Origin of the sequence: Achromobacter sp. Marseille-Q0513, assembly GCF_018195695.1 — a bacterium.
In the GTDB taxonomy this organism is placed as follows: Bacteria; Pseudomonadota; Gammaproteobacteria; order Burkholderiales; family Burkholderiaceae_B; genus Achromobacter.
Genome location: NZ_JAGTJY010000351.1, coordinates 1 through 1,749 on the forward strand (window position 1 = coordinate 1; position 1,749 = coordinate 1,749).

Consider the following 1,749-nt stretch of genomic DNA (forward strand, 5'->3'; position numbering starts at 1 on the left):
GGCGAGCGGGCAAAAAGCCGCGAAGCTCTGGTGATCAAGGCGAGGCGGCGTAGATCCGGCGGCTGTGCGATGAAGGAGTGCGTTCTTACCTGGGGACGCCTCGCGTAGAGCCTGAAAGGGTAACGGTGCTGAGCCGGAGCGAGGTCTCAGCAGAGGTCATAGTAGGCATGGGCTGGGCCGGCGAGGCTGAAACCGATGCTGAAGGACCGAACGAGAGGAAGTGTACGAGGACATGTCGATGTCAAAGGCCACGCGCCAGAAGTCCGCGCAAGCGGAGCGGGATGCTGTAGGTCGGGGTGAAGCCCCGGTTGGGGTATGCTGTGGCGAAGCCTGCGGCCCGCGGCAGGGAACCGGAGACACGGGGTCGGCGTTGCTGGAGGCGGCGCTGACGCGAGAGAACCTGAGGCGGGCGTTCAAGCGGGTGCGAGCCAACAAGGGGTCGGCGGGCGTGGACGGTCTGGACATAGATCAGACCTCACGCAAGCTGGCGTCCGAATGGCCTGAACTGCGTGGGCGGTTGCTTCAGGGGACGTACCGGCCCAGTCCGGTACGGCGGGTAACGATCCCCAAGCCCGACGGAGGCCAGCGCGAGCTGGGCATCCCGACGGTGACGGATCGGCTGATCCAGCAGGCGTTGCTGCAAGTGTTGCAGCCGCTGCTTGATCCTGGCTTCAGTGAGCATAGCTACGGGTTCCGTCCCGGTCGCCGGGCACACGACGCGGTGTTAGCCGCGCAGTCGTTCGTGCAGCAGGGGTATCACGTGGTGGTGGACGTGGACCTGGAGAAGTTCTTCGACCGTGTCAACCACGACCTCCTGATCGACCGGCTACAGAGGCGCATCGACGATGCTGGCGTGATCCGGTTGGTTCGAGCGTACCTGAGCGCTGGGATCATGGACGGCGGGGTGGTCAGTGAACGGGATCAGGGAGCGCCGCAGGGTGGTCCGCTGTCCCCATTATTAGCCAACGTCATGCTCGATGAGGTGGACCGAGAACTGGAGCGGCGGGGCCACCGCTTTGCGCGCTACGCCGACGACTGCAACGGGTACGGGCGCAGTCGTCGCGCGGGCCAGCGGGTGATGGCACTGTTGCGCCGGTTATACGGTCGGCTCAAGCTGAGGGTCAACGAGGCCAAAAGCGCGGTGGCCGCCGCGTTCGGTCGCAAGTTCCTGGGATATGCCCTATGGCAGACTCGGGCAGGTGCGGTCAAGCGGGCGGTGGCAACCAAATCGTTGGCGGCGTTCAAGCAGCATGTCCGGGATAAGACGGGCCGCAGCGGTGGACGTAGCGTCAGGCAGGTCGTGCAGCAGTTGCGGCCCTACTTGCTGGGATGGAAGGCCTACTTCAGGCTGTCGGAAACGCCGGGGGTCTGGCGTGATCTGGACCGCTGGTTGCGACACCGGCTACGGGCCATCCAGCTCAAGCAGTGGAAACGCGGCACGACCATGTTCCGGGAACTGCGCACCTTGGGGGCCAGCCATCGCGTGGCGCAACTGATCGCGGCCAACAGCCGCCGATGGTGGTGCAACAGTGGCAAGCTGCTCAATAGCGTACTGGACCTGGCATGGTTCGACCGGCTCGGCCTGCCCCGCCTTGCATAACCTCAACCTCTCGAACCGCCCGGTGCGGACCCGCATGCCGGGTGGTGTGGCAGGGGCGCAGCCTTCGGGCTGCCCCCTATGCCGATTAGCCTGATTCCTGCAACCAGACCGGCAGATTGCGCCGGGTATGAAGCACGCGCCATACGTCG

General features: G+C 65.2%; 1 protein-coding gene. It reads left to right on the plus strand.

Annotated elements, in window-relative coordinates; translation table 11 throughout:
• The first annotated feature begins 232 nt into the window (after nucleotides 1-232).
• On the plus strand, nucleotides 233-1,600 hold the full coding sequence (gene ltrA / locus KDH83_RS30540) for a group II intron reverse transcriptase/maturase (RefSeq protein WP_212322754.1): 1,368 nt from the start codon (nucleotides 233-235) through the stop codon (nucleotides 1,598-1,600).
• The last annotated feature ends 149 nt before the right edge of the window (nucleotides 1,601-1,749 follow it).

Excerpts from the sequence above, each read along its gene's own strand:
- ltrA (WP_212322754.1), top strand. The coding sequence starts at position 233 with ATGTCGATGTCAAAGGCCACGCGCCAGAAGTCCGCGCAAGCGGAGCGG.